Annotated in this window: 20 protein-coding genes; 10 read left to right on the top strand and 10 right to left on the bottom strand. The window is 35.3% G+C overall.

Features of this window, described 5'->3' with window-relative positions; translation table 11 throughout:
- The first annotated feature begins 51 nt into the window (after positions 1–51).
- From BB050_RS14605 to BB050_RS14590, 4 genes are all read left to right on the top strand, one after another.
- Entirely contained in the window at positions 52–1,311 is a 1,260-nt protein-coding gene (locus BB050_RS14605; protein WP_066034053.1) for an alginate export family protein, read from the top strand.
- Positions 1,312–1,449: 138 nt separating this feature from the next.
- The gene (locus BB050_RS14600; protein WP_008468735.1) at positions 1,450–1,815 is read left to right on the top strand and encodes a hypothetical protein; all 366 of its coding nucleotides are present in this window, start codon (positions 1,450–1,452) and stop codon (positions 1,813–1,815) included.
- Positions 1,816–1,943: 128 nt separating this feature from the next.
- Positions 1,944–2,657 (top strand): exonuclease/endonuclease/phosphatase family protein, encoded by a 714-nt coding sequence (locus BB050_RS14595; protein WP_066034052.1) that lies wholly within the window; start codon positions 1,944–1,946, stop codon positions 2,655–2,657.
- A gap of 3 nt (positions 2,658–2,660) precedes the next feature.
- Positions 2,661–3,281, top strand: a complete 621-nt coding sequence (locus tag BB050_RS14590; RefSeq protein ID WP_066034051.1) for a class I SAM-dependent methyltransferase — start codon at positions 2,661–2,663, stop codon at positions 3,279–3,281.
- A gap of 232 nt (positions 3,282–3,513) precedes the next feature.
- On the opposite strand, the gene BB050_RS14585 is transcribed toward BB050_RS14590, so the two are convergent.
- On the bottom strand, positions 3,514–4,218 hold the full coding sequence (locus tag BB050_RS14585; RefSeq protein WP_066034050.1) for a Crp/Fnr family transcriptional regulator: 705 nt from the start codon (positions 4,216–4,218) through the stop codon (positions 3,514–3,516).
- 176 nt (positions 4,219–4,394) lie between these two features.
- On the opposite strand from BB050_RS14585, the gene BB050_RS14580 reads away from it, so the two are divergent.
- From BB050_RS14580 to BB050_RS21745, 3 genes are all read left to right on the top strand, one after another.
- On the top strand, positions 4,395–7,913 hold the full coding sequence (locus BB050_RS14580; RefSeq protein ID WP_066034049.1) for a nitrate reductase: 3,519 nt from the start codon (positions 4,395–4,397) through the stop codon (positions 7,911–7,913).
- A gap of 277 nt (positions 7,914–8,190) precedes the next feature.
- Complete coding sequence (locus BB050_RS14575) at positions 8,191–9,621, top strand: rubredoxin (RefSeq protein WP_066034048.1); 1,431 nt, start codon at positions 8,191–8,193, stop codon at positions 9,619–9,621.
- A gap of 130 nt (positions 9,622–9,751) precedes the next feature.
- Positions 9,752–10,396 carry a hypothetical protein gene (locus BB050_RS21745; RefSeq protein WP_066034047.1) on the top strand — a complete coding sequence of 215 codons (645 nt, stop codon included), beginning with the start codon at positions 9,752–9,754 and terminating at the stop codon, positions 10,394–10,396.
- 125 nt (positions 10,397–10,521) lie between these two features.
- Here the strand turns inward: BB050_RS21745 and moaA are convergent, their stop codons facing one another.
- The 9 genes from moaA to BB050_RS14525 form a co-directional block, all read right to left on the bottom strand.
- Complete coding sequence (gene moaA / locus BB050_RS14565; protein ID WP_066034046.1) at positions 10,522–11,529, bottom strand: GTP 3',8-cyclase MoaA; 1,008 nt, start codon at positions 11,527–11,529, stop codon at positions 10,522–10,524.
- Positions 11,516–12,430, bottom strand: a complete 915-nt coding sequence (gene moaCB, locus BB050_RS14560) for a bifunctional molybdenum cofactor biosynthesis protein MoaC/MoaB (RefSeq protein WP_066034045.1) — start codon at positions 12,428–12,430, stop codon at positions 11,516–11,518. Before moaCB ends, moaA begins: the two co-directional genes overlap by 14 nt.
- Positions 12,431–12,439: 9 nt before the next feature.
- A complete protein-coding gene (locus BB050_RS14555) occupies positions 12,440–12,871 on the bottom strand; it encodes a molybdenum cofactor biosynthesis protein MoaE (RefSeq protein ID WP_066034044.1) in 432 nt (143 codons plus the stop codon).
- A gap of 97 nt (positions 12,872–12,968) precedes the next feature.
- Positions 12,969–14,063: a HesA/MoeB/ThiF family protein gene (moeB, locus tag BB050_RS14550; protein ID WP_066034043.1), complete on the bottom strand. Its 1,095-nt coding sequence runs from the start codon at positions 14,061–14,063 to the stop codon at positions 12,969–12,971.
- Between the two features lie 10 nt (positions 14,064–14,073).
- A complete protein-coding gene (locus BB050_RS14545; RefSeq protein ID WP_008468713.1) occupies positions 14,074–14,313 on the bottom strand; it encodes a MoaD/ThiS family protein in 240 nt (79 codons plus the stop codon).
- A 2-nt stretch (positions 14,314–14,315) separates the two neighbouring features.
- The gene (cobA, locus tag BB050_RS14540) at positions 14,316–15,104 is read right to left on the bottom strand and encodes a uroporphyrinogen-III C-methyltransferase (RefSeq protein ID WP_066034042.1); all 789 of its coding nucleotides are present in this window, start codon (positions 15,102–15,104) and stop codon (positions 14,316–14,318) included.
- A gap of 5 nt (positions 15,105–15,109) precedes the next feature.
- Entirely contained in the window at positions 15,110–15,682 is a 573-nt protein-coding gene (locus BB050_RS14535; protein ID WP_066034041.1) for a molybdenum cofactor guanylyltransferase, read from the bottom strand.
- 365 nt (positions 15,683–16,047) lie between these two features.
- A complete protein-coding gene (locus tag BB050_RS14530) occupies positions 16,048–16,794 on the bottom strand; it encodes a sulfite exporter TauE/SafE family protein (RefSeq protein ID WP_066034040.1) in 747 nt (248 codons plus the stop codon).
- A 138-nt stretch (positions 16,795–16,932) separates the two neighbouring features.
- On the bottom strand, positions 16,933–18,105 hold the full coding sequence (locus tag BB050_RS14525; RefSeq protein ID WP_066034039.1) for a molybdopterin molybdotransferase MoeA: 1,173 nt from the start codon (positions 18,103–18,105) through the stop codon (positions 16,933–16,935).
- Between the two features lie 927 nt (positions 18,106–19,032).
- Between BB050_RS14525 and BB050_RS14520 the strand changes: the two genes are divergently transcribed.
- From BB050_RS14520 to BB050_RS14510, 3 genes are all read left to right on the top strand, one after another.
- Positions 19,033–22,164, top strand: a complete 3,132-nt coding sequence (locus BB050_RS14520; protein WP_066034038.1) for a SusC/RagA family TonB-linked outer membrane protein — start codon at positions 19,033–19,035, stop codon at positions 22,162–22,164.
- A 16-nt stretch (positions 22,165–22,180) separates the two neighbouring features.
- Positions 22,181–23,653: a RagB/SusD family nutrient uptake outer membrane protein gene (locus BB050_RS14515; RefSeq protein ID WP_066034037.1), complete on the top strand. Its 1,473-nt coding sequence runs from the start codon at positions 22,181–22,183 to the stop codon at positions 23,651–23,653.
- Between the two features lie 197 nt (positions 23,654–23,850).
- Positions 23,851–25,767 carry an arylsulfatase gene (locus BB050_RS14510; protein ID WP_066034036.1) on the top strand — a complete coding sequence of 639 codons (1,917 nt, stop codon included), beginning with the start codon at positions 23,851–23,853 and terminating at the stop codon, positions 25,765–25,767.
- Positions 25,768–25,859 lie beyond the last annotated feature (92 nt).

The following is a 25,859-nucleotide window of genomic DNA, read 5'->3' as shown; positions in this document are numbered from 1 at the left end:
GTAAAACATGGCTTTTTCTTATAAATTTACGCCTCAAAAAAAATATCACCCATGAAACAAATCAGAATTATTTTCCTGTTACTTCTAGTATCTACCGCTGCCTTACAGGCACAAGAATTAGACGTAAATCTTCAAATTAGGCCACGTTTTGAGTATCGCAACGGTTACAAGACTTTGCTGCCAGAAGGACAAAAAGGAACTTCTCAAATATCTCAACGTTCGCGTTTAAACATTAATTTCAAACAAGATGATTTAATTGTAAAATTAACTTTTCAAAATACCAGAACATGGGGTGATGTTCCTACTGCAACCGTTGCCGATAAAAATGGCGTAGCTGTTTTTGAAGCTTGGGCACAATATAATTTTACTGAAAAATGGAGTGCCAGAATGGGGCGTCAAGTTCTTTCTTATGACAATCAGCGTATTTTGGGTGAAATGGACTGGGCTCAACAGGCTCAAAGCCACGATGCACTTACCATTACCTATCAGACAGAAAAGCAAAAGTTAGATTTTGGAGGAGCCTATAATTCAACTGCTGAAAATGTAATTCAAACTCCTTATACAGTTGCCAATTATAAAGCGATGCAATACGCTTGGTATCACAATCAATTTAGCACTGATTTAGGTTTAAGTTTTTTATTGCTTAACACTGGTTACGAATATGCAAACGCAGATGCAAAACTTTTAGTTGATTATAAACAGACTTTTGGACCTTATCTAACTTACAAATCAAGCAAAATAGACAGTAACTTTTGGGTATACGGACAAACTGGAAAAAGTACTGATCTGCAAGTAAGCGCTTGGAATGCCGCTGCAAATTTTAATTACAACATTACAGAATCATTTAAAGCTGGTTTAGGATATGAATTTTTATCTGGAAAAGCTACAAATGACGGAAGTACCGTAATTAAATCTTTTAACCCGATTTTTGGAACCAATCACGGATTTAACGGTTACATGGATTATTTTTATGTTGGAAATCACTTAAACAATGTTGGTTTGCAAGATGCTTTTATAAAATTGAATTACAATATAAACAAATGGCAATTTGCTCTTATGCCGCATGTGTTTTTAGCAGCAGCTGATGTTGTAACGCCTGCAAATGAAAAACTAGATTCCTATTTAGGAACTGAAATTGATGCAAGTTTTGGATATAATTTCAAAAAAGACATCACGGTAACAGGCGGTTATTCTCAAATGTTTGGTTCTAAAACAATGGAATTTATCAAAAATGGAGATGCAAATCATACCAACAATTGGGCTTGGTTAATGATTTCTGTTAATCCTAGAATTTTTAGCTGGAAAAAATAATTTTTCTTAAAATTTAACTCATATTTTTTACCCTTTTCCTATTTCTGGAAAAGGGTATTTTTTTATTTCAAAAATAATGCGGATTATATGTTTAATTAATTATATTTGAAGTGATTATGAACCCCCAATTCTATCCTAATGAAACCATTTCTAAAATTGTCATTGCTGACTTTTATTGTCACGCAAACAGGTATTGCCCAAAAATACGATGATGCCTTAATTTCGAAAAACTCAGAAATTAATTTTGCCAAAACGCAAAAAAGAGGAATCAAAAAAAACAACATGGTTTATTATGTTGAAAATGATCTACAGACCGTTTCTGCCTACAAAAGAAAAAAACTGAAATGGCAAACTAATGTAATTTCGATCTGCGGAAAACCTAAAAAAGGCGAACCTGAAATTAGATATGTTGGTTATAACTCGAACAAACTGCTTATCGTGATCGGAAAACATAATTTTGCTGAAATTGATGTAAATAGCGGAGAAACAAAATTTGTCGGCTAAAATTAAAGAAATCAAAATATATAAATTGCCCTTTTTCTATTTTTAGAAGAGGGGTATTTTTTTTTAAGTCACAAAAATATTCTTCCCTTTAATCATTATATTTGAGTGAGAAATAATTTAATTTTCAAATGAAAATCATCGCTTGGAACTGCAACATGGCCTTCAGAAAAAAAGCAGAATTCATTCTGGCTCACAATCCTGATATTGCTGTAATTTCTGAATGTGAAAGTCCTGAAAAATTAAAATTTCCAACCAAAATACAAACACCAAAAGATATTCTTTGGTTCGGCACAAATCCGAATAAAGGTCTTAGCGTTTTTTCTTATAGCAATTATCGGTTTCAACTATTAGATTGTCATAATCCAGATTTTAAAAATATTCTACCAATAGCCGTTACGGGAGGAAAAGCTGATTTTATACTATTTGCCATTTGGGCAAATAATCCTGCAGATAAAGATGGCGCATATGTAACACAGATTTGGAAAGCGATTAATTATTACGAAGATCTAATCAAAGAAACCAAAACTATTTTAATGGGCGATTTCAACAGCAATACGATTTGGGACAAACCGCGAAGAGAAGGAAATCACACAACAGTAGTAAATAAATTAGCCGAAAAGAATATTTTCAGCACGTATCATAAATACTTCAATCAAATTCAAGGCAAAGAAGAGCATCCAACTTTGTATATGTATCGACACGAAAACAAGCCGTATCATATGGATTATTGCTTTGCTTCAAATGATTTTGTCGAAGTTTTAGAAAGTGTGGAAGTAGGAAGTTATAAAGATTGGACTTTGCACAGTGACCATAAACCTTTAATAATTAAATTCAATATATAAACCATGAACAACTGGACTCAGCGTTGGGACGACCGTTATAAAAGCGAAGAGTTCGCATACGGCGAAGAACCCAATAACTTTTTAAAAGAACAACTAGAAAAACTAAACCCAGCCACTATTCTTTTTCCTGCCGAAGGCGAAGGAAGGAATGCCATTTTTGCTGCAAAATTAGGCTGGAATGTTTCGGCTTTCGATATCAGCGAAGAAGGAAGAAACAAAGCATTAAAACTTGCAGAAGCAAATAACGTTTCGATTGATTATCAGGTTGGCGAATTAGAAACTCTAGATTTCGAAGCAGAACAATTTGATGCAATTGCATTGATTTACGCGCATTTTCCAGCTGAAATTAAATCGGAAATTCACAAACAGCTTGATCAACTTTTACGCAAAAACGGAATTATTATATTTGAAGCTTTCAGCAAAAAGCATTTAGAATATGTAACTAAAAACGAAAAAGTCGGCGGACCAAAAGATATTGAATCTCTTTTTTCAATCGAAGAAATCAAAGCTGATTTTCCAAATTATGAAATCATCGAATTGGAAGAAAGAGAAATCGAACTCAGCGAAGGTTTATTCCATAACGGAACAGGTTCTGTAATTCGATTTGTGGGAAGAAAAAAATAAATATTTGTACGTACAATCATTTTTAACACATAGAAACATAGATTTTAAAATACCTCAAAGGCGTTTCACTTTCATAAATACACATAGCTATGTGTAAAAATCTAGATTTTTAAAATAATCTTTTTCGACAGATTTCAAATTCTATGTTTCTATGTGTTAAAATGCAGACGCATTGCAATGCATCCCCACAATCAGAAACCTTAGCACCTTAGAATCTTAGCAACTTAGAAACTTAAAAATACTTATGCTCCATAATTTCAGCTCGCAAGGTTGAAACTTCCAAAATCCCAACACGTTTTCCTTCTGTTTTTATCAATGATTCTTTTTTTAGGCTTGATAAAATACGAATCGCTTGCTCTTCAGTCGTTCCAGCAAAATCGGCAATTTCCTTTCGCGAAAGCTCAATATCAATAAAACCATTCCTTTGTCCAAATTTGCGATGAATATATAGCAATAAATCAATCACACGTTCACGCACATTCATGTGTGCAATTTTGCGGATATTATTTTCGCTTTTATTTAATTCTTCAGCATAAAACAACATTAAGGCATACGTAAATTCGGGAATATGCTTTAGAATTTCAATCATTGTTTCATTACTGAAATTGCACAAAACCGTATCTTCCAATGCATAAGCGCCAATTAGATATCGTTTGCTCGTTCCAAATCCGCGAAAACCAATTATATCACCGTTTTTGGTTAATCGAACAATTTGTTCCCGACCGTTAATTCCCGTTTTTACTGTTTTGGCTTTTCCTTTGCAAATAAAATAAAGTCCCTGCAAAGGCGAGCCTTCGGTAATAAACTGATCCGATTTTTTACAGATTATATTCTGTTTTTTAGAAATATAACTTGTCATCTGCTCTAAATGCAAATGTTTCTTGATAAAACAATTTTCATTGGCACAGGAATAACAAACGGTTGGTTCTTCTTTCATGAGTCTAATTTTTAGCCGATTAAAAACTAATTTGTTGTTCCTCATTTATTTTCATCAAAAATAAAAAAATAAATCTAAAAAATACGTATTAATACGTAAAAATACTTATTTTTGCTTACGTACTTTTTCTAAAGTCAAATTGTTCAAATAAAGTAGTATCTCTAAATAGAACTCTAATGCAAACTACGAAGATCAAAACTACCTGTTCCTACTGCGGCGTTGGCTGTGGCATAATCGTGACTAACGATGCCAAAAATGGTGTAATGGTCGAGGGCGACAAAGATCATCCTGTAAACAAAGGAATGTTGTGTTCTAAAGGAATGAATCTGCACTACGTAGTCAACGATACTTCTGACCGAATTTTATATCCAGAAATGCGCGGAAGCAAATCGTATCCGCTGAAACGCGTAAGTTGGGACACTGCTCTAGATCGAGCTGCAGCGGTTTTTTCTTCTATCATAAAAAAACACGGACCAGACAGCGTTGGTTTTTATATTTCGGGCCAATGTTTAACAGAGGAATATTACTTAGTCAACAAACTCGTTAAAGGATTTCTAAAAACCAACAATATCGATACCAATTCTAGACTCTGCATGAGTTCTGCAGTGGTAGGCTACAAAAAAACTTTTGGTGAAGATTCTGTACCAATTGCATATGATGATATCGAATTGGCTGATACGTTTTTAATCACAGGCGCAAATCCAGCATGGTGTCACCCTATCCTTTTCAGAAGATTAGAAAAACATAAAGAGAAAAATCCGAAAACTAAAATAATCTGCATCGATCCAAGACGAACCGACACTGCCGCTTTCGCCGATTTGCATTTGCAGATTATTCCAGGTTCTGATATTATTTTATATCATGCTATTGCCAGACGCATTATCGAAAAAGGCTACGTAGATCATGATTTTGTAAAAAACCACGCCGAAAATTTTAAACAATATAAAGACCTTGTTTTAGGAACTTCACTTGAAAAAGCCTCTAAACTTTGCGGAATTTCGGTAAACGACATTAAACTTGCTGCCGATATTATCGGAAAAGCAAAAGGTTTTATTTCGCTTTGGGCGATGGGATTAAATCAAAGCGCTGTTGGCGTTGACAAAAACACGGCATTGCTGAATTTATCTCTTTTAACGGGACAAGTTGGAAAACCGGGTTCAGGTCCTTTTTCATTAACGGGACAGCCCAACGCAATGGGCGGACGCGAAGTAGGCGGAATGGCAACGCTTTTGGCAGCGCATAAAGATATTGCCAATCCAACGCATCGTAAAGAAGTTGCTGATTTTTGGGGTGTTGACGAAATTTCAGATAAACCAGGTTTAACGGCAACAGAAATGTTTGAAGCTTTAGAATCTGGAAAAATGAAAGCCGTTTGGATTATCTGTACCAATCCACTAGTGAGTTTGCCCGATTCGAGAAGAGCCGAAAAAGCGCTTCAAAATGCCAAATTTGTAGTCGTTCAAGATATTTCGCATAATGCTGATACCGCTAAATTTGCTGATTTATTGCTACCTGCAGCAGGCTGGTTGGAAAAAGAAGGAACCATGACCAACTCGGAGCGTCGTATTTCTTATCTGCCTAAAGGAATCAATGCGCCTGGAGAAGCACTTCCTGATATTGAAATCTTGATTCGTTTTGCTAAAAAAATGAATTTCAACGGCTTTAATTTCAACAGCGCCGAAGAAATCTACAAAGAACATTGCGCGCTTACCAAAAATACCAATATTGATATTTCATTCTTAAATTATAATCGTTTAAAAACCGAAGGCACTTTTCAGTGGCCTGTTCCAGACTACAATCATCCGGGAACTCCAAGATTATTTACCGATAAAAAATTCTATACGCCATCTGGAAAAGCGATTTTTAATCTGCCTGTTTCGATTGAAAATACATCGGTGCAACCAAATGATGAATTTCCTTTTATTTTAACCACAGGAAGAATTCGCGATCAATGGCATACGATGACCAAAACTGGAAAAGTCTCTCGTTTATTGACTCATATTCCAAGTCCGGTTTTAGAAATAAATCCAATTGATGCATTTAAAAACGATATCAAAAATGGTGACATTGTGGTCGTTGCAAGCAAAAATGGAGAAGTTCGCGTAAAAGCAAAAGTTACCGATTCGATCAAAGAAAAAGTAGTTTTCCTGCCGATGCATTGGGGAAAACAGCTTGAAAATGATTTGAATAGAACTAATAACTTAACCAATACCGTTGTCGATCCAGTTTCAAAAGAACCTGATTTTAAGTTCACAACGGTTTCGATTAAAAAATATGTAAAACCTTTTCAGAAAATTGCCATGGTTGGTGCTGGAGCAGCTTCTTTCCGATTCATTCAAAATTATCGCGAGTTCAATACAACCGATGAAATCATTGTGTTTTCGAATGAAGTAAATCCGTTTTATAATCGTGTTTTACTGCCAGAATACATGACTGGAGAATTCAGTTGGGAACAGCTTTTAAAAGTAAAAGACGGAGAAACTTTCAATAAGCTAAAAATTACTATGAAAGCGGGAGTTTCTATTGATAAAATAGATGCAAAACAAAAAACAATTCTAGACAGCCAAGGCGAGATTCATACTTTCGATTCTTTGATTCTTGCAACAGGAAGCCGTCCGTTTATTCCTGAAAATGCACAGCTGCATCTTCCTGGCCGATTTACCGTTCGAAGAAAAGAAGATGCTGACCGTTTGAAAAAACATTTAGACAACACCAATCTTCCTCCAGAAGAACAGCATGTCGTCATTATTGGCGGTGGTTTATTAGGATTAGAATTGGCAGCCGCCTTAAAACATAAAAAAGTAAAAACTACGATTATTCAGCGCGCTTCTCGTTTGATGGAACGTCAGTTGGACCGAATTTCAAGCAAATTATTGGCTGAAGAAGTACAACTTCGTGATATTCAGATTTATTTTGATAATGAAGTCAGTACAGTTTTTGAAACTGATAATCCAAATGAAATAGAGATTGCATTAAAAAGTGGCAAAATCATAACGGCCAATGCCATCGTTTATACAATTGGAACAATTCCAAACATTGAAATTGCCCGCGAAAGTGGACTTTCATGCGGACGCGGCGTAAAAGTAAATCAATATTTACAGACTTCAAATCCAGATATTTTTGCAATTGGTGAAATAGCTGAATTCGATAATAAATTATTCGGAATAACTTCTGCCGCTGAAGAACAGGCAGATATTCTAGCTAACTTTTTAGCAGGCGATATCAGCAGTTATTATAAAGGTTCAATTTTGATGAATATTTTAAAACTAGAAGACATCAACCTTTGCAGCATTGGAGATATTACGATTCCAGAAAATGACGATTCGTACGAGGAAATTGTTTTTGCCGATTTGAAAAAACGCTATTACAAAAAATGCATCGTAAAAGATGATCTTTTGGTTGGTGCCATTTTAATGGGCGATAAAAACGAGTTTGCAGAATTCAAAACGATGATCGAAAGCAAAATCGAATTATCAGACAAACGAAATACGCTTTTACGAGGAAGTTCAAACGCAAAACCGGTTTTAGGAAAATTAGTCTGTTCCTGCAGTCAGGTTGGAGCTGGAAACATTGAAGAAACCATTAAAAGTGGTGTAAACGATTTCACAGAATTGTGCAAAAACACAGGCGCAGGATTAGGTTGCGGAAGTTGTAAAACAGAGGTTAAAGAGATTCTTGCAAAGTGCAAAGTGTAGCTTTTCTAATATTGTGTTGATTTAAACGCAAAGTCCGCAAAGGTTTTTCGCAAAGTTTCGCAAAGAATAATATTCTATGCTTAAAATTGTTTTCTAGCGAAAAAAGTTCACAAAGCTATGCGCTAAAACCTTTACCCAAAGCTTTGTGAACTTTGGCAACTCATTATAAAATAAAAAACCTTTGCGGAAAACCTTTGCGAACTTTGCGGTAAAATTTGTGTTCAAAGTAAAGCAACTTGAAACCTGAAACAAAAAGAACCTGAAACAAAAAGAAAAAATGGAACTAACAAGATTAATAGTAAAAGGAGGCGTTATATCGCCAGGAGAATTACGAGAAGTTGTAAACATTGCTTTGGAAGAAGGGCTGGATTCCATTTCGTTTGGTTCTAGGCAGGATATTATTTTTCCAAAAGGATTTAAATCTTTGGACAAAACCACTTTAGGAAAACATCATTTTGTTTATCCCGACCAGAAAAGCGGGAACAATATTGTTTCATCTTATGTTTCGACTGATATTTTCAGAAATACCAATTGGCTGACTGGAAATCGTTTTTTATATATTTTGGAAGAATTTAAAGAACAGCCAAAACTAAAAGTCAATATAACCGATCCGAAACAGCAATTGGTTCCTCTGTTTACAGGGCATTTGAATTTTATAGCCTCAGAACACGAAGATTATTGGTATTTGTATATCCGTCTTCCTAAATGGGAAAAAATGGAAGTTTATCCTGTTTTGCTTTACAGCTGGGATTTGGCAAAGATTTACTATGAAATCGAAAAAATAACCGACGAAGGTTCTGTTGATATTGAAATGCTTTTTACTTTAGTAAGCGAAGCTTTAGACACTAATAACCGAACAATCGACAAACCATTGAACATTCCGTTTTATCCATTTCCTTATTACGAAGGAATGAACAGAATGGGAATCGATCAATATTGGCTGGGATTGTATTGGCGAAACAATCTTTACGATTTAGATTTCCTGAAAGAAATGTGCGATTTGTGTTTTGAATGCAAAATCGGAAAAATCTGTATCACGCCTTGGAAATCTTTCATCATAAAAGGGATTCCGAAAGATCGAAAACTGGAATGGGAAAAGTTTTTAGGGAAAAGAGGCATCAACGTTCGTCATTCTTTATTAGAACTCAATTGGCACTTACCTGTTGCAATGGAATGGGCTTTGAACCTAAAAACGTTCCTCGTTAGAACATTAGATCAATTTGACATCAGTACATACGGATTGAATTTCGGAATTTCAGAATACAATCGCGACGGGCACTATTTCACATCGATTGTCATTGAAAAAAATGAACTGCCAAAGGATTTAGAATCCATTAAGATACGCGATACTTACAATGTCTTGTTCGCAAAGAACTTCGACCCAAATACACGTGAATACATTGTGCATTCGCAAGATATTGACAAACTCGAACTGCCAACCATTCTAATTGAATTAAGTCGAAAATATTTTGAAGAATTAGGAAACACTGCGTCTGAGATTATTGAAAAACAACAGAAAAAAGAAAAACCGCAACAGGATATTTACCAATGTCAGGAATGCTTAACGCTTTATAATTCTGAATATGGAGACGAAACACAGGGAATTCCAAAAGGCCTTTTGTTTGAAAATCTCCCAGAAACGTATTGCTGTTCTCTTTGTGAAGCACCAAAAAGCAATTTTAGGATTTTGGAAACGGTTGAAAATTAATAAGTTCTATTATTTATGTATTCAAAAATTGCGTATATTTAGCTTAACAAAGAATTTATGATAAAGCTGCATACTTCAAAAGCTTTATAATCATTTGGTTAACATCTATTACTCAATAAAAAATACCGTTATGATAAAAAGAACAACATCAACTTCTGCTGAAAAAGTTACTGATATTCCCGCAGAAACAGCTGTAGAAAGTACTACAGAAATACAGCCAGAAACTAAGACAACCATTAGAAGAACCACCAGAACAGCTGTAAAACCATCAGCTGCGAAAACTGCAACTACAAAATCACCTGCTGCGAAGACAACAGCTACAAAAGCTCCTGCAGCTACGGTAAAACCTGTGGCAAAAACTCCTGTAAGAGTAGCTTCAAAAGCGACTCCGTCTGCGACTGTGAAAAAAGCAGCAACGACTCCCACAAAAACAGAACCTATAGTTTCTGAAATCGTAGAAATCAAAACTGATGACATTCCGGTACCTTTTGAAGAAAACAAACCAGTTGTAACGGTTGAAAAAATTGGTAAAGAAAAAAACGATATAAAATCAAAGCTGAAAGCTAAACTTAAAGCCAAAAAAGAAAAAGAAAAGAAAAGAGAAAAAGCGATTAAAGCTGTTATTAAAAAATTAGAAAAAGCTAAAAAAGCTAAACTAAAAGCCGCTGAAAAGAAAAAAGAAAAGGCTAAAAAAGAAAAAGCAAAAGCGAAAGCCAAGAAGCTTGAAAAGAAAGCTAAGGCTCAGAAAAAAGCTAAAGCTAAAAAGAAAAAATAGTTATGAGAAAGGTTTGACTTTATGAGTTGAACCTTTTTTTACGCTCCAACGAGTCATTGCGAATTAGGCTTCGACTTCGCTCAGCCAGACAATTCACAATTAATAATTCACAATTAATAATTAATTTACCCCCCAATAGCAATCATACTACGATTATCTGAATGAAGTGTTGGATCATCAATTTCATTAACGGTAGACATTCCAGCGCGGACTTTCTTTTTATTCTGAATCGATTCTGAAATCAAATCAGTGATGGATTCTCCGTTTCTATATGCCGTCAACAAATCGGTTTCTGCATTGGAGAAAAGACAGTTTTTAATTTTCCCATCCGCCGTCAAGCGGATTCTATTGCAGCTGTCACAAAACGGATTTGTAATAGAACTGATAATTCCGAAATCGCCTTGAAAGTCTTTAATTTTATAATTTCTCGAAGTGAAGTTTTTTTCATCTTGCAGTTTTTGAATTTGATCCGATAAAAATTGAGTTTCCACTAAAGATAAAATCTCGTTCTGTGATACCATTTTACTTCTGTCCCACTCATTTCCTGCAAAAGGCATAAACTCGATAAAACGAACTGAGATTGGCAGAAACTGAGTCAGTTTTACAAAATCGACAATTTCGTTTTCATTAAAACCTTTAATCAAGACTACATTCACTTTTACCTCAAAATCATCATTCAAAAGCAAATGCAAATTATCAATCACTTTCTCAAACTGATTTCGAAGCGTTATAGAGGCAAATTTAGAAGCCACCAAAGTATCTAAACTCAAATTAATTTTTTTGACATTAAATTGCTTTAAAACGTCTATATGACGATCAATTAAAATTCCGTTTGTCGTTATAGAAAGTGAAATGTTTAAAGTTGATAATTTAGAAACAATTTCAGGAAAGTCCTTTCTCAATAAAGGTTCTCCGCCTGTTAATCTAATTTTGTCAACACCATTTTTTACGAAAGTCTGAGCAATTGCAAAAATCTCATCTCCAGTCATTAAACTGGCTTTTGGAGAAAGCGCGATCCCATCCGCTGGCATGCAGTACGTACAACGCAGGTTGCATTTTTCCAGCAGCGAAATGCGCAGATAATTGTGCTTGCGTCCAAAACCATCCGTCAAAATAGTGTTAGAGGCTGTCATGATTTTTTCCTTTTAAAATATGAAAAACGTGCATTACGTGCGGAAAAACAGCATCCATAGATTCTTTTACTCCGTTTGTTGAGCCTGGTAGCGCTAAAACTAGACTATTCCCCAAAGTTCCTGCAACACTTCTAGAAAGCATCGCATACGGCATTCTTTGCTGACCGTAATTTCGAATAGCTTCTTCAATTCCTGGAATTCTGCTTTCTAAAATCGGCTCTAAAGCTTCAGGCGTTACATCTCTTGGCGATAAACCAGTTCCGCCCGTAAAGATCACCAACTGATTTTCTTTAGCGTAAGCTTTTGTTTTCTCTTGAATAACGTCCAATTCATCTGGAATGATTTCGTAATGAGAAGTTTCAACTCCGTACGAATCAAGTTTTTCTACAATTGTTTTTCCTGAACGATCTTCTTTATCTCCAGCAAAAATCGAATCGGAACAAACAAAAACCGCCGCTTTTATAGTATTAGGAAACTTATTTTTAAAAGAAGATTTTCCGCCTTCTTTATTAATTAATTTAATTGTTGAAATCTCAATTTCTTTATCAATTGGTTTCAGCATGTCGTACATGGTCAACGCTACGATAGATGCGCCGTGCATCGCTTCAACCTCAACTCCTGTTTTGTAAACGGTTTTTACTTTGAAAATAATATGAATCTCTAATCCTTCAATTTGATATTCGACTGAAGTAAATTCAATTGGAAGCGGATGACAATCTGGAATGGATAAATGGGTGTTTTTTACAGCAAATAATCCAGCCGTTTTTGCCATTTCAAACACGTTTCCTTTTGGCACCAAATTATTGACAACAGCATCAATTGTTTCTTGTTTGCTGACTTTGACTATTGCGGTTGCGGTTGCGACTCTTAAAGTGCTTATTTTATGCGTAATATCTACCATTATAATTTCTTAGGTATTTTGTTTCCAAGTGAATGTATCGTTTTCAAACATTTCTTTGCCAAAAATCGGAACATCGGTTTTGATCCAATTTACAATAGCTTCTGTGGCTTCATACACTTGTTTGCGACGTGTTGCCGATACAAAAACAAACAAACAGATTTCGCCTGCTTTTACCACGCCCAAACTATGATAAATATGCATACAGGTCAAATCAAATTTGGCGAAAGCTTTTTCACGAATTGCATATAACGCTTCATTTGCCATGTCTTTATACGCCGAATAATCAATGGCAACGACTGTATTGTCGTGAATGACATCGGCACGGACTTGCCCTAAAAAGATATTATGTGCCCCAATAGTATGTTTTGATTGATGTTTGGCAATCGATTCGGCAATAAACTCAGGAGAAATCGGTCCTTCTACAAATACATTTTTACTCATTTTTTATATATTTTTTTAGCCACGAATGCACGAATTATAACGTAATAATTTGTGCAATTATATTTCACAAATTAATTCAATACTTTACGGATAGATTTTAAAAAATAAAATTCGTGAATTCGTGGCTATCCTTTTTTTCTTCTAATAAATTTCGCATTGCTAAAGCGCCACCAGCAATGCTTTTTATATTTTTAAATCGATGCTTTTGAAGCAACTCGAATGCAATTTTACTTCTAATTCCAGATTGGCAGAAAATGTAAATGGTTTGTTTTTTATCCAGTTTTTCTAACTTACTTTCCAAATGCATTAACGGAATCTGAATTTGATTTTTTAAACTGATTTTTGGCGATTCATCTACATTTCGAACATCGAGAAAAAGAACTTCATCGTTATCCATTTCATTCAAAACTGATTCAAAACTTACTTCCTCCACTTCACATTTATTGTATTTTTCTTCGAATGCTTCTCTGGTGATGGTTTGAAAATCATTTTTTTCGAAATCGTACTTTTGCTGTTCGTTATTCAGCGTATTATAAACCAATATTTTTCCGCTTAAAATTGCTCCGATTCCGAGAATCATTTTTAAAACTTCATTGGCTTGAAGCATTCCGATAATCCCAACTGAAACGCCAAGCACTCCAGCTTCTTCACAATTTGCCGCGTTTAAATTTTCTTCGGGATATAGACATCTGTAAGTTGGTCCATTTTTATAATTGAATACCGAAACTTGTCCTTGAAACCTGAAAATTGATCCGTAAACCATTGGTTTATCAGTTACCAGACAGGCATCGTTTATTAAATATTTGATCGCGATATTATCTGTTGCATCAACTACAATGTCGTATTTTTCAAATAATGAAATGGCATTTCTTCCAGATAACTTTTCAGAAATTGCTTTTACTTTAACTAAAGGATTCAATTCAGCAATCATTGCTTTGGCTTCCTTTGCTTTTGATTTTCCGATAGCTTCAGTTTTGTAAATCACTTGTCTTTGAAGATTAGAAATTTCGATAACATCATGATCTACAATTTCAATTTCTCCAACTCCTGCAGAAGCCAGATACGGCAAAATAGCAGCTCCCAAACCTCCTGCGCCAATTACTAAAACTTTTGATCTGGATAATTTTTCCTGACCTTCCTCTCCTATTTCAGGAAGTATAATTTGTCTGTTATATCGGGTTGATGAACTCATAAATCATGTTTTATCCTCCTGCAAATGGCGGCAACAATGCTACAATATCGCTAGTCTGTAAAGTGTAATCTGAAGTTTTGGAAACTATTTTTTGATTGACTGCAACGCTGAAAGTCAGTGATTCAAACTCATATTTTTCGTTTAAATCCTGTAATAATTTTTGCAACGAACATTGTTCTGAAAAAGATAATGTTTCGAATTCACATTTTGTTTTTTCAGCGACAGCTCCAAAATATTTAACCTCAATCATTTTTATAAATTTAAATTTTGAAAAATAAATTCGTCATCAAAGTGTTCCTGAAAATACGAAATCCAACTTGATGTAGTTCTAACGACTTCACCGATAACGATAATGGCCGGCGATGATATGTTTTTTTCAGATACCAATTTAGTGATTGTATTGATAGTTCCAATTACTTTTTGCTCTGAATTTTTCGTTCCGTTTTGAATAATGGCAACTGGCAAATCATCATTTCTGTTTTCTTGATAAATCGAAATGATTTCGCCCAATTTATGCATTCCCATTAAAATAACAACGGTTGCTGCCGATTTTGATGCCAATTGAATATCTTTTGACAATTTATGGTCTGAAGTTGTTCCTGTAATAACCCAGAAACTCTCTGCTACTTTACGCTGTGTCAAACTGATTCCAACCGAAGCAGGAACTCCTAAAGCAGATGAAATTCCAGGCACAATCGCCGTTTCTATTCCAAAATCTTCTGCAAATTCGATTTCTTCACTTCCTCTTCCAAAAACAAACGGATCACCGCCTTTTAAGCGAACCACATGCCCATGAGTTTTTGCCATAGAAACAATCAAATCGTTAATCTGATCCTGAGTATAAGCATGGCAACCTAAACGTTTTCCAACAAAAACAATTTCTGCATTTTGTGCATATTCTAACAAATCTTCATTTACCAGAGCATCGTACAAAACGACATCGGCACTTTTTAAAACTTTAATTGCTTTTAGCGTAATCAATTCAACGTCACCTGGACCTGCACCAACAATAGTCAATTTGGGTGTTTTTAAATCTCGCATAGTCTTTAAGTTAAATTGATATTCAAATCATTTAATTCGTCTGCCGAATTAATATTCGTCAAATGATAGTTTTCACTTTCTTCTATATTGATTATCTGATGCGGCAATTTAGCCAGCAGATCCATCACTTTAAGCTCATCAGAATCGATCGCCTCTTTTATAACAGAAACAATATTTTTTGAATAAATCCCAATTAACGGATGTGTTTTGCTTTCGGATGCAAAAACCGTAATTCCAGCCTCACTTGTATGTTTTGAAATTAATTCTTGCAATAATTCGGTCGAAATTAACGGAATATCACAACTCAAAATCAGATTGAACTCGGTTTCAGAATATGATAATGCTGTGTAAATTCCGCCAAGCGGGCCTTTGTCTAACACTAAATCTGATATTTTATCATAGGGCAGATAATCATATTCTTTTGATCCAGTAATTAGTTTAATATGATCTGTTATTGGTAAAACCGCTTGAATAATATGTTCTATAAATGGCTTATCCTGAAACGATACCAATCCTTTTTCTGATTGCATTCTAGTGCTTTTTCCTCCGCAAAGAATAAATACTGTTAGTGTTTCCATGGTCTTTTTGTTTCAAGTTTTCCTTGTTTCAGGTTGCGATGAGTTTTTTACCGCAAAGTGCGCTAAGTTTTTCATTCATTTTAACTTTTAAATTAAGTTCGCAAAGCTTTGCGTTACTTTACTATTTCTAAAACCGCTTTTATAAAACTTTGCGTGCTTTGCGTAAATCTTTGTGTACTTTGCGGTTAATTTTACCGCAAAGTTCGCTAAGTTTTTTTTTGCTCATTGCTACCTTTAAAATTAAGTTCGCAAAGTTGGATCTACACAAAGCTTTGCGTTCTTTACTATTTCTACAACCGCTTTTATAAAACTTTGCGTGCTTTGCGTAAATCTTTGCGTACTTTGCGGTTAAATTCACTTTATTTTCAAGGAAAAATCAATTTCACGCTTGCCATTAAAATCACAGTTCCTAATACCATTTTTAATGTTCTGTTGGAGAAAGAGCCGCTTCCGTAAAATCCTCCCAGCATTCCTCCCACTACAGCAATCGGAACGAGATAAAAACTTTCCATCGGAATTGTTTTTCCTCCTAAAAAGAATCCCAACATTCCTGCAAATGAATTTACAAAAATGAATAAACTGGAAATCGCAGCCGATTCTTTTACTGACGCCCATCCTAAAAATAACAGGATCGGACTTAAGATAATTCCACCGCCAATTCCCAACATTCCAGATAATAATCCTATCGCAAAACCAATGGCCAAAGCAAACGGAAGGTTTATTTTTACCTCTTCTTTTTCTTTAAAATTAAATATTCCAAACAGCCTCAACGCTGCAAAAACCAATACAATTCCGAGAATTATTTTATAGATCGCACTATCTAAAGTGATAAAACCTCCTATAAAAGCTGCTGGAATAGAAGCAATAGCAAACGGATAAAACAGCTTGGGTTTGAAATAATTATTTTTATAATAAAACAAAAACGAAATACTCGATACAAATAAATTCAGCAACAAAGCTGATGGTTTCATAATCGAAACCGGAAAAGCAAAAATGCTCATCAAAGCCAAATATCCAGAAGCTCCGCCATGCCCAACGCTTGAATATAGAAATGCAATTATAATTAATGCAAAACTGAATAATAGTATATTTTCGGAACTTAGGAGAGTCATTTTGTTTTTTTGTTTTTTGTTTCAGGTTTAAAGTTTCAAGTTTAACAATATATATTTTTATTTATACTGCGCTTTTGCTACTTATCTTAAAAAATCTTTTCTCTTTAATCCTTATTCTTTAATCTTTATTCTAAAAACCTAATCAATGGGCAAGATAGTTACTGATGTGCCTTTTGTAATGCTTTCGGTATCGTGAGGCACAATTACCAAACCATTTGCAATAGCAAAAGAATTTAGCATGGAAGAGGCTTGTCCTTCTAAAATGGTAACACTTGTTTCATTATATAATGCTTTCAAAAAAAGTGTTTTTCCTGTGTCATTGACTATGTCGTTTTCTAATTTTCGAACAATTTTTGGCAAATGCGTATTCGAGAATCCCATTTTATTTTTGACTGCAGGATACACATAAATATAAAAATTAGTCAATGAAGAAGCTGGATTTCCTGGCAACGCAAAAACTAAAGTATCTTTTTTAGAACCAAAAAACATTGGTTTTCCAGGTTTCTGATTAATCTTGTAAAAAAGCTCTTCTACTCCATTTTTCAGCAAAGCTTCTTTTACAAAATCATAATCCCCCACAGAAATTCCGCCAGATATTAGCACAATATCATTCTTCTTAAGGATGGGTTGCAATGCTTTTTTTGTTGCTTTTAAACTATCCTTCACCGTATGAACTTTAACTTTGTTAATTCCGATGGTCTGCAAAGCCGCTTGCAGCATTACAGAATTGCTTTCGTAAATTTTCCCTTTAGAAAGTTTCTTGCCTGGCTTTACCAACTCATTTCCCGTCACTAGAATAGCCACTTTCGGTTTTTTATAAACTGTTATTTCTGTAATTCCTAAACAAGCTAAAAAACCAATTGCTGCTGGAGTTATTAATGTATTGGCATCAAAAACAACATCCTCTGCACTAATCTGTTCGCCTTTGTTTCTAACATTAGCAAAAGGTTCTGGCATTTTTGCAATCAAAATTGAATCGCCATTTACCATTACATGTTCCTGCATTACAACAGTATCTGCGTCATTAGGGACATATGCGCCTGTAAATATGCGTACGGCTTGGTTTTCTTTTAGTTTTACATTGGCATGATCGCCAGCCTGCGAAATTCCTACCACATCAAATTGATGTCTTCTTGAATGAATAAAAGCATAACCATCCATTGCCGATTGGCGAAACGGTGGCATTGAAATCGGCGAGTAAATTGTTTCTGCCAAAACATATCCGAGCGCTTTTTGAACAGAAATTTTCTGAGTGGACAAAACTGAACTGTTTGCAGCGACAATTTCTAAGGCTTCTTTTACTTCTATCATTTCGTTTAATTATAAAACTAAGTAAAAATACTTAATACAAATATAAGTATTTATCCGTAGGTTGATTAAAAAATTTTACTTTTCTTTTATAGTCTATAAAATTACTCTAATTTATTCAAAATCAACTTGAAATTTAAATTTAGATTTTAGATATCCGTGTCAAAAGAGTTTTTTTAGACTCTTTTTATGCTTTTGTAACCATTTAAGTCTATTAAAAGTGCTGTTTTAGAGTTGAAAAATAAGTATAAAATACTACAATTTTAATCCAAGCACAAAATTTATTTTAACATTTATCTGATTACAGAATTCTTTGCTATCCCTTTTAAAATAAGGGACAAACAAGACAAGTCCTTCTTACAGCGCTTCTACAAACATATATTTTTCAAAAAAAACTCCTCAAACTTTTGGTTTTTATTATATAAAATTTAACTTTGTCTATAGGATTAGTAGAGTTTAAAACAGTATTTCAAACTATAAAAATTATTATTGTGAAAACAACAGAAAGCATATCGCGTTACATTCTTCCTAAAAAATACACTTATAGCACTATTTGTTATATGTGTTTCTGTTGTTAATTATCTACTCTTACTTTGTTTGCCTTTAGAATCCATATCGAAGCAAAACATAAAAAATATCACCAAAAATATTTATTGAATTTTAACCAAGAAATCTCTCCAATGCATTCAATTGTATTGGGCAAGGCTCTTGAAACCATACCTATTTATTTACAAATTAAATAACTAACAATTAAAAAGACTAAAATGAAAACAATGCAAACCTGTTGCTTTAAATAAAAAAAGCCATTTCTGCGGCAACAGAAATGGCAAGGCTTAAAGAACATTTATCACTAAATCAAGAACACTTTTAGAGTGCTGTATAAACAGTGCTCAGGGCGTCTTGTTAATTACTTAAAACCAACACAAAGAAATGAAAAAAAAGTTAAACATACACATACTGCTGTTTCTACTCTTCATAACGGCAGGAATACAAGCCCAAAATACCACCCCACTTATTCAATCAAAACTAGATGGAACTGTCGTTGATGCTATTACAAATCAACCTATAATTGGTGCTTCGGTTACCATTAAAGGAACAACCCACGGCGTTGTGACAGATGCCGAAGGAAAATTTTATTTTCAAACGGGACAGAAATTTCCTTACACCTTGATCGTAAGTTACATCGGATATAAAAAACTAGAAATAATTGTTGAGAAAAATCCGGTCATTATTAACCTTAAAGAAGAGCGTCAAGAGCTAGACGAATTGGTAGTTGTAGGTTACGGAACTCAAAAGAGAAAAGACATTACCGGCTCGGTAGCTTCGGTTCCAAAAGCCAACTTATCTCAGGTTACTTCTTCGGCAGACAATCTATTAAGAGGTGCAGTTGCTGGAGTTGTAGTTACACAAAGTTCTGGACGTCCAGGTGCTTCTTCAAGCGTTCGCATTCGCGGAGGAAACTCGATTACTGCTGGTAATGAACCTTTGTATGTTGTTGACGGAATCTTAATTTACAACGATAACAATAACAGTAGCGCAGGAGTAACATATGCGGGTGCGAGTGTCAATGTGCTTTCTACTATTAATCCTGCTGACATCGAATCTATTGAGGTTCTAAAGGATGCCTCAGCAACAGCAATTTATGGTTCTAGAGGTGCCAATGGAGTTGTAATTATTACGACAAAAAAGGGAACCAAAGGACAAGATAATATTTCGTACCAAGGCTATTTCGGATTTCAGAATATTTCCAAAAAACTGAAATTGATGAATGCGAGCGAATGGGCAAGTTTAAGAAACGATGTTCAGGCGAGTATTGGTCAGGCTCCTTCTTTTTCTCCTGCACAGATCGAGGCTTTGAAGACTTCTGGAAACTATGATTGGCAGTCGGCAGCATTTGTAACGGCAGCACCTGTTCAAAGTCATAATTTATCTTTTTCGGGCGGAGACGAGAAATCTAGATATGCTATTTCTGCAGGATACTTTGATCAGGATGGTATTGTTTTAGGATCTGATTTTAAACGTATTTCGCTACGAGCCAACTATGAACGAAATTATTCTCAGAAATTCAAATTTGGCGTAAATGCCAACTATACCAATTCGATTGCAAATGGTGTTGGTACAAATGGAGGCGCGGCGGCAGGAAGAAACCCAAACCCACTTGTTAGTGTAGTTTTGACAGCTCCTGTGGTTCCTATAAAAAATACAGACGGAAGCTATAACGTAACCAACAATCCTTACGCAACTTCTGTAAATGGTTATGTTCCGAACCCAATTAATGATTTGGAAAATACAACGAACGAGACCAAACTAAACAGAATCCTAACTAGCTTATTTGGTGAGTATAAATTCAATAAAGAGTTAACGGCTAAAGTTGCGGTGAGCGGCGACGTTTTAAATACGAAACAAAATTACTATGCGCCTTCAAACACCACTACTGGAGCAGGTACAAAAGGATTGGCCTCTATCGGAGAAAGATTAGTAAGTTCTGTTTTGAATGAAAATACGCTTACCTACAATACCAATTTTGGCGAAAATCATAAATTCTCTGCTCTAGGCGGTTACACACTTCAGTACACAAAAGGCGAAGTGGTAAATGCAGGAGCTCAGACTTTTGTTAACGATGCCAATACTTACAATGCACTTCAAGATGGTGTGGCGGTAAAACCATACAGCGAAGCTTATGAAAGTGTTTTGAAATCTTGGCTGGCTAGAGTCAACTATTCTTATAAAGGAAAATACAACTTTACACTTTCTGGACGTGCAGATGGTTCTTCAAGATTTGGTTCTGAATCACTTTGGGGCTACTTTCCTTCTGCTGGATTCTCATGGAATATTACCGACGAAGAATTTGCCAACAATATTAAAGGCGTAACCGAAGCAAAACTAAGAATTACAGCTGGAACGACAGGAAACCAAGAAATCGGAAACTACCTGCCTCTTGCTTCGATGGGATCTGTAAATTATTCTTTTGGAGGAACATTATATACCGGTTTAGCTCCTACCCGATTGGCAAACCCAGATTTGAAATGGGAAAAAACAAATCAATATAATGTTGGATTGGATTTATCATTATTAGACCGAAGAATCAATTTTGTTTTTGATGTGTATTATAAAAAGACGAAAGATTTATTGATCAACGTTCCTGTACCATTGAGTTCGGGTTATGCCACAGTGCTTCAAAATATTGGTGGAGTTGAAAATAAAGGTTTTGAAGTTGGTGTAACAACGGAAAATATAAAAACAGAAAACTTCGCTTGGAACTCCAATATTGTATTTTCTCTTAACCGAAATAAAGTTACTGAGATCGGAAATGGCGTAGATCAGTTTTTCCCAGTAGTGCCAAATGGTTCTTTATTGCAACAGCAGCCTGTTACTGTCAAAGTAGGTTTGCCATTAGGAACTTTCTGGGGTTATAGAACCAACGGAATTTTCCAGACTCAGGAAGAAGTAAATACTCAGCCAAAAATTAACAGTTTGGCCAATACAAAAGTGGGTGACAGAAAGTATGTTGATACTAACGGAGATGGCGTAATTACAGCTCTTGACAAAGGCAATTTAGGCACATCTCAACCAAAATTTGTTGGAAGTTTCAGTAATACAGTTTCATACAATGATTTTGATTTAAATTTCTCTTTTCAAGGTGCATATGGCGGAAAAATCTTTAATGCCTTAAATCAGCAATTGGAGATTTCTACTCTTGGAACCAATGCGGCGGCGACTCTAAATGATCGATGGACACCAACAAATCCGAGTAATGAAATTCCGAGAGCTTCTAGTTCTCCTTTAGGAATTGTTTCTGAACGTTATGTGGAAGATGCTTCTTTCTTACGATTAAAATTAATCACATTAGGATACACTTTACCTAAAAGTGTTTCTAAAAAACTCGGAACAAAAAGCGTAAAAATCTACGTCTCAGCAGAAAACCTAATTACATGGACCAAATACACTGGCTATGATCCAGAGGTAAGTTCATACGAACAAAACAACTTATATCCGGGAATTGATTTTGGTTCTTATCCAAACTCAAAAACATTCATCTCGGGCTTGAACGTAACTTTCTAAGTAAAAAAAATATATAATGAAAAAGATAATCATAACATTCCTTTTAAGTGCCAGTCTATTGGTATCGTGCACTGATCTTGAGGTGACACCTAACTCTTTTGTAACCGAAGACAATTACTTTATCACTCAAGATGATGCAGTAGCGAGTGTAACTGCAGTATATGCCTCTTTGAGCCTTGATCCAGGTGAGCAAAGTTTATTTGGCCGAAACCTTTACTTCTTAACCGATATGGGTTCTGATTACGCAGCTGCAGGAGTTTCTGCTACAAACCCGCAAGTTAGAGCCATGAGCAGTTTAACACACGATGCTACCAATGATCGTGTTCAGGTAGCATGGAGACAAATTTACAACGGAATCAACAGAGCAAATGTTTCTATTGATAATATTCCGAAAGTTTCAGGTTCAGAAGTTATCAAAACCAGATTGATCAATGAAGCTAAATTCATCCGAGCATTGCTTTATTTTCAAGCAGTCCGTCTTTGGGGCGGAGTCCCGATTGTTTTGCATGAAGCTAAATCTATCAATTTGGGAGATTTAAAAACGAATCGTTCTACAGTTGAGGAAGTGTACACCCAAATCATCAAAGATTTAACAGATGCCGAAGCGCTTCCAAAAACCTATACGGCAGCAGATGCTGGACGTGCCACATCAGGAGCAGCAAAAGCCATTTTGGCAAAAGTGTATCTGACTAGAAAAGATTGGCCAAACGCGATTGCAAAAGCTAGAGAAGTAATTGACGGAGGTTACGGATATGCTTTGTTTGAAGATTTTCAAGATATTTTCACTAAAACAAAAAAGAACGGAAAAGAGCATATTTTCTCTGTTCAGTTTGAACCAAATCAAGCAGGAAACGGATCAAGCGGAAGTACTTTTCAAGCCACTTCTTTTACTGGATTTACAGCAACAGAACCAGCAGATATCATTTCAGACGTTGCTTTGTTTTATGACATCTATGCACCTGGAGACAAAAGAAGAGATGTAAGTTATGCCAAACAATTGCTTAATCCAGCGACAGGTACGCTATACACTTTTCCAAAACCTATTTTCAAAAAATACTTGGATTTGTCTAATCTGGCGACACCTTCAAACGTAGCGATCAACTTTCCAGTTATTCGTTATGCGGACATCCTTCTGTCTTTAGCGGAAGCGATAAATGAACAAGGAGGTCCAACTGCAGAAGCATACGAATTGATTAATCAAGTGCGAAGAAGAGCTTTTGGGAAAGCCATCACAACTCCAGATGTGACTGTTGATTTAGTGGGATTAAACCAGACGTCTTTTAGAGCTGCAATTCAGGAAGAGCGCAAAAAAGAATTTGTTCAGGAAGGACAGCGCTGGTACGATTTGGTAAGATGGGGAACATTGGTTACTGAAGTAAAAAAGGTTACAGCTAAAAACTCAGTTTCAGAAAGAAATAATCTGTATCCGATTCCGCAAAGCGAAAGAAATATCAATCCTGATGGATTGCCACAAAACCCTGGATATTAAAAAATTTAAACGCATAGAAACATAGATTTTAAATTATTAATAAAAAAAGTAAAAGAGAAACTCGTTTCTCCACACATAGTTGCTATGTGAATTGAAATAAGTGAAACGCCTTTTATCAGAAAACAAATCTATGTTTCTATGTTTTTAAAAATAGGAACCATTATTTAAAACCATATAACTAAAAAAACTATAGAAAAATGAAAAATTTAAAAAATAGCATCTCAATCAAAGGCTCTAAGAAGGGGCTTTTGATTACTGCTATCCTGATTGCACAATTGGGAATAGCACAAGACAAACAAGAATTTAAGGGTACAATCGGAAAAACTTTGGCTGATTCTAAAGAATACTGGCCAGATCCTATAACGGCACCAAAAGGCGCTCCGAACATTGTTTGGATTCTTTTAGATGACGTTGGATTTGGAGCTTCAAGCGCTTTTGGAGGCTTAATCAATACGCCTACTTTTGATAATCTGGCAAATAGTGGTTTACGTTATACAAACTTCCATACAACAGCAATTTGTGCTCCTACCCGTGCCGCTTTATTGACTGGAAGAAATTCAGGAAGAGTTCACGTAAGCGGATTTTCTCATACTATTTTATCGGCTGGTTTCCCAGGTTGGGACGGAAGAATCCCAGCAGATAAAGGAACAATTGCAGAGATTTTACGCGACAATGGCTACAACACGTTTGCAGTTGGAAAATATGGTGTTACACCAGATGAAGACGCAACAGATGCGGGTCCGTTTGACAGATGGCCAACGGGAAAAGGTTTCGATCATTTTTACGGATTCTTAGGCTCTCAAACCGACCAATACAATCCTGATTTGGTTGAAGACCAAGTTCACATTAAACCTGACGGACGTCATTTGAATGAATTAATTACAGATAAAGCCATCAGCTACATTCAGAAACAGCAAAAAGCGGCGCCAGGAAAACCATTTTTCTTGTATTATGCTCCAGGGGCGGTTCATGCACCGCATCAAGTAGCTGAAAAATGGGTTGAGCCATACAAAGGCAAATTTGATGAAGGCTGGGATGTTTATCGCGAAAAAGTATTGGCAAACCAAAAGAAATTGGGTGTAATTCCTCAAAATGCCGTTCTGCCAGAACGTAATGCTTTAATTACAGAATGGAAAAAATTATCACCAGATCAAAAGAAAGTATACGCAAGATTCATGGAAGTTTACGCTGGATTCTTAACGTATACAGATTATGAAATTGGAAGAGTTGTAGATTATTTAAAACAAAGCGGACAGCTTGATAATACTTTAATCTTTGTTGCCATTGGAGATAACGGTGCAAGTAAAGAAGGGACTCTACAAGGAACAATCAACCAAAGTTTATTTGCTCAAGGAAAAACCGACGAAGAAAACTTCCAAAGCAATTTGAACAACATTGGCGAAATCGGAACGGCTAAAGGTTTAAATACCAATTATCCTTTGGGATGGGCTCAGGCAACAAATGCTCCTTTCAAAAACTGGAAACAAGATGCTCAGTCTGAAGGAGGAACTCGCAACCCGCTGATTGTTTTTTATCCAAACGGAATTAAAGACAAAGGCGGTATAAGAAATCAATACAGCCACGTTACAGATATTTTGCCAACGACTTTGGATATTGTTGGAATTAAAGCGCCAGAATACATTAGAAATATCAAACAAGATTTTATTCAAGGTTCAACTTTCAAAGCTTCTTTAGACAATCCAAAAGCTGAATCATTACATAAAGTGCAGTATTACTACATCTTTGGAAACAGAGCTATTTACAAAGACGGATGGAAAGCTTCTGCTGCGCATTTGCCGGATTCTTTCGCAGTAAAAAAATCTTTAGGAAGCAACGAAAAACCTGCTCCAAGCAACTTCGATACTGATGTTTGGGAATTATACAATCTAAACGAAGATTTTAACGAACGTAACAATCTGGCGAAAAAGTATCCTGAAAAACTGGCTGAGCTTCAAAAATTATTTGACGAACAGGCAAAAGAAAATAATCTATATCCACTGATTGACTGGCAGGATGTTTATAACAGAAGAATTCACAATACTGGTGCTGATAAAGGAAAAACAATTTCTGACTTAATCAAACAAGCAACTAAACCAGGAGGAACCAATAATTAATTGCATAACCTGCAAGGTTTCAAAAACCTTGCAGAACATAAAAAGAATAATTATGAAACGAGTAGATTATGAAATCATAGGAAAAAAGATTG

It is taken from the genome of Flavobacterium anhuiense (assembly GCF_001705175.1).
GTDB classification, from domain to species: domain Bacteria; phylum Bacteroidota; class Bacteroidia; order Flavobacteriales; family Flavobacteriaceae; genus Flavobacterium; species Flavobacterium anhuiense.
The sequence above is the reverse complement of the archived record's forward strand: the minus strand, read 5'-3'. Positions and strand labels throughout refer to the sequence as shown.

Coding starts and splice junctions, on each gene's coding strand:
- BB050_RS14605 (WP_066034053.1), top strand. CDS start 52: ATGAAACAAATCAGAATTATTTTCCTGTTACTTCTAGTATCTACCGCT.
- BB050_RS14600 (WP_008468735.1), top strand. CDS start 1,450: ATGAAACCATTTCTAAAATTGTCATTGCTGACTTTTATTGTCACGCAA.
- BB050_RS14595 (WP_066034052.1), top strand. CDS start 1,944: ATGAAAATCATCGCTTGGAACTGCAACATGGCCTTCAGAAAAAAAGCA.
- BB050_RS14590 (WP_066034051.1), top strand. CDS start 2,661: ATGAACAACTGGACTCAGCGTTGGGACGACCGTTATAAAAGCGAAGAG.
- BB050_RS14585 (WP_066034050.1), bottom strand. CDS start 4,218: ATGAAAGAAGAACCAACCGTTTGTTATTCCTGTGCCAATGAAAATTGT.
- BB050_RS14580 (WP_066034049.1), top strand. CDS start 4,395: ATGCAAACTACGAAGATCAAAACTACCTGTTCCTACTGCGGCGTTGGC.
- BB050_RS14575 (WP_066034048.1), top strand. CDS start 8,191: ATGGAACTAACAAGATTAATAGTAAAAGGAGGCGTTATATCGCCAGGA.
- BB050_RS21745 (WP_066034047.1), top strand. CDS start 9,752: ATGATAAAAAGAACAACATCAACTTCTGCTGAAAAAGTTACTGATATT.
- moaA (WP_066034046.1), bottom strand. CDS start 11,529: ATGACAGCCTCTAACACTATTTTGACGGATGGTTTTGGACGCAAGCAC.
- moaCB (WP_066034045.1), bottom strand. CDS start 12,430: ATGGTAGATATTACGCATAAAATAAGCACTTTAAGAGTCGCAACCGCA.
- BB050_RS14555 (WP_066034044.1), bottom strand. CDS start 12,871: ATGAGTAAAAATGTATTTGTAGAAGGACCGATTTCTCCTGAGTTTATT.
- moeB (WP_066034043.1), bottom strand. CDS start 14,063: ATGAGTTCATCAACCCGATATAACAGACAAATTATACTTCCTGAAATA.
- BB050_RS14545 (WP_008468713.1), bottom strand. CDS start 14,313: ATGATTGAGGTTAAATATTTTGGAGCTGTCGCTGAAAAAACAAAATGT.
- cobA (WP_066034042.1), bottom strand. CDS start 15,104: ATGCGAGATTTAAAAACACCCAAATTGACTATTGTTGGTGCAGGTCCA.
- BB050_RS14535 (WP_066034041.1), bottom strand. CDS start 15,682: ATGGAAACACTAACAGTATTTATTCTTTGCGGAGGAAAAAGCACTAGA.
- BB050_RS14530 (WP_066034040.1), bottom strand. CDS start 16,794: ATGACTCTCCTAAGTTCCGAAAATATACTATTATTCAGTTTTGCATTA.
- BB050_RS14525 (WP_066034039.1), bottom strand. CDS start 18,105: ATGATAGAAGTAAAAGAAGCCTTAGAAATTGTCGCTGCAAACAGTTCA.
- BB050_RS14520 (WP_066034038.1), top strand. CDS start 19,033: ATGAAAAAAAAGTTAAACATACACATACTGCTGTTTCTACTCTTCATA.
- BB050_RS14515 (WP_066034037.1), top strand. CDS start 22,181: ATGAAAAAGATAATCATAACATTCCTTTTAAGTGCCAGTCTATTGGTA.
- BB050_RS14510 (WP_066034036.1), top strand. CDS start 23,851: ATGAAAAATTTAAAAAATAGCATCTCAATCAAAGGCTCTAAGAAGGGG.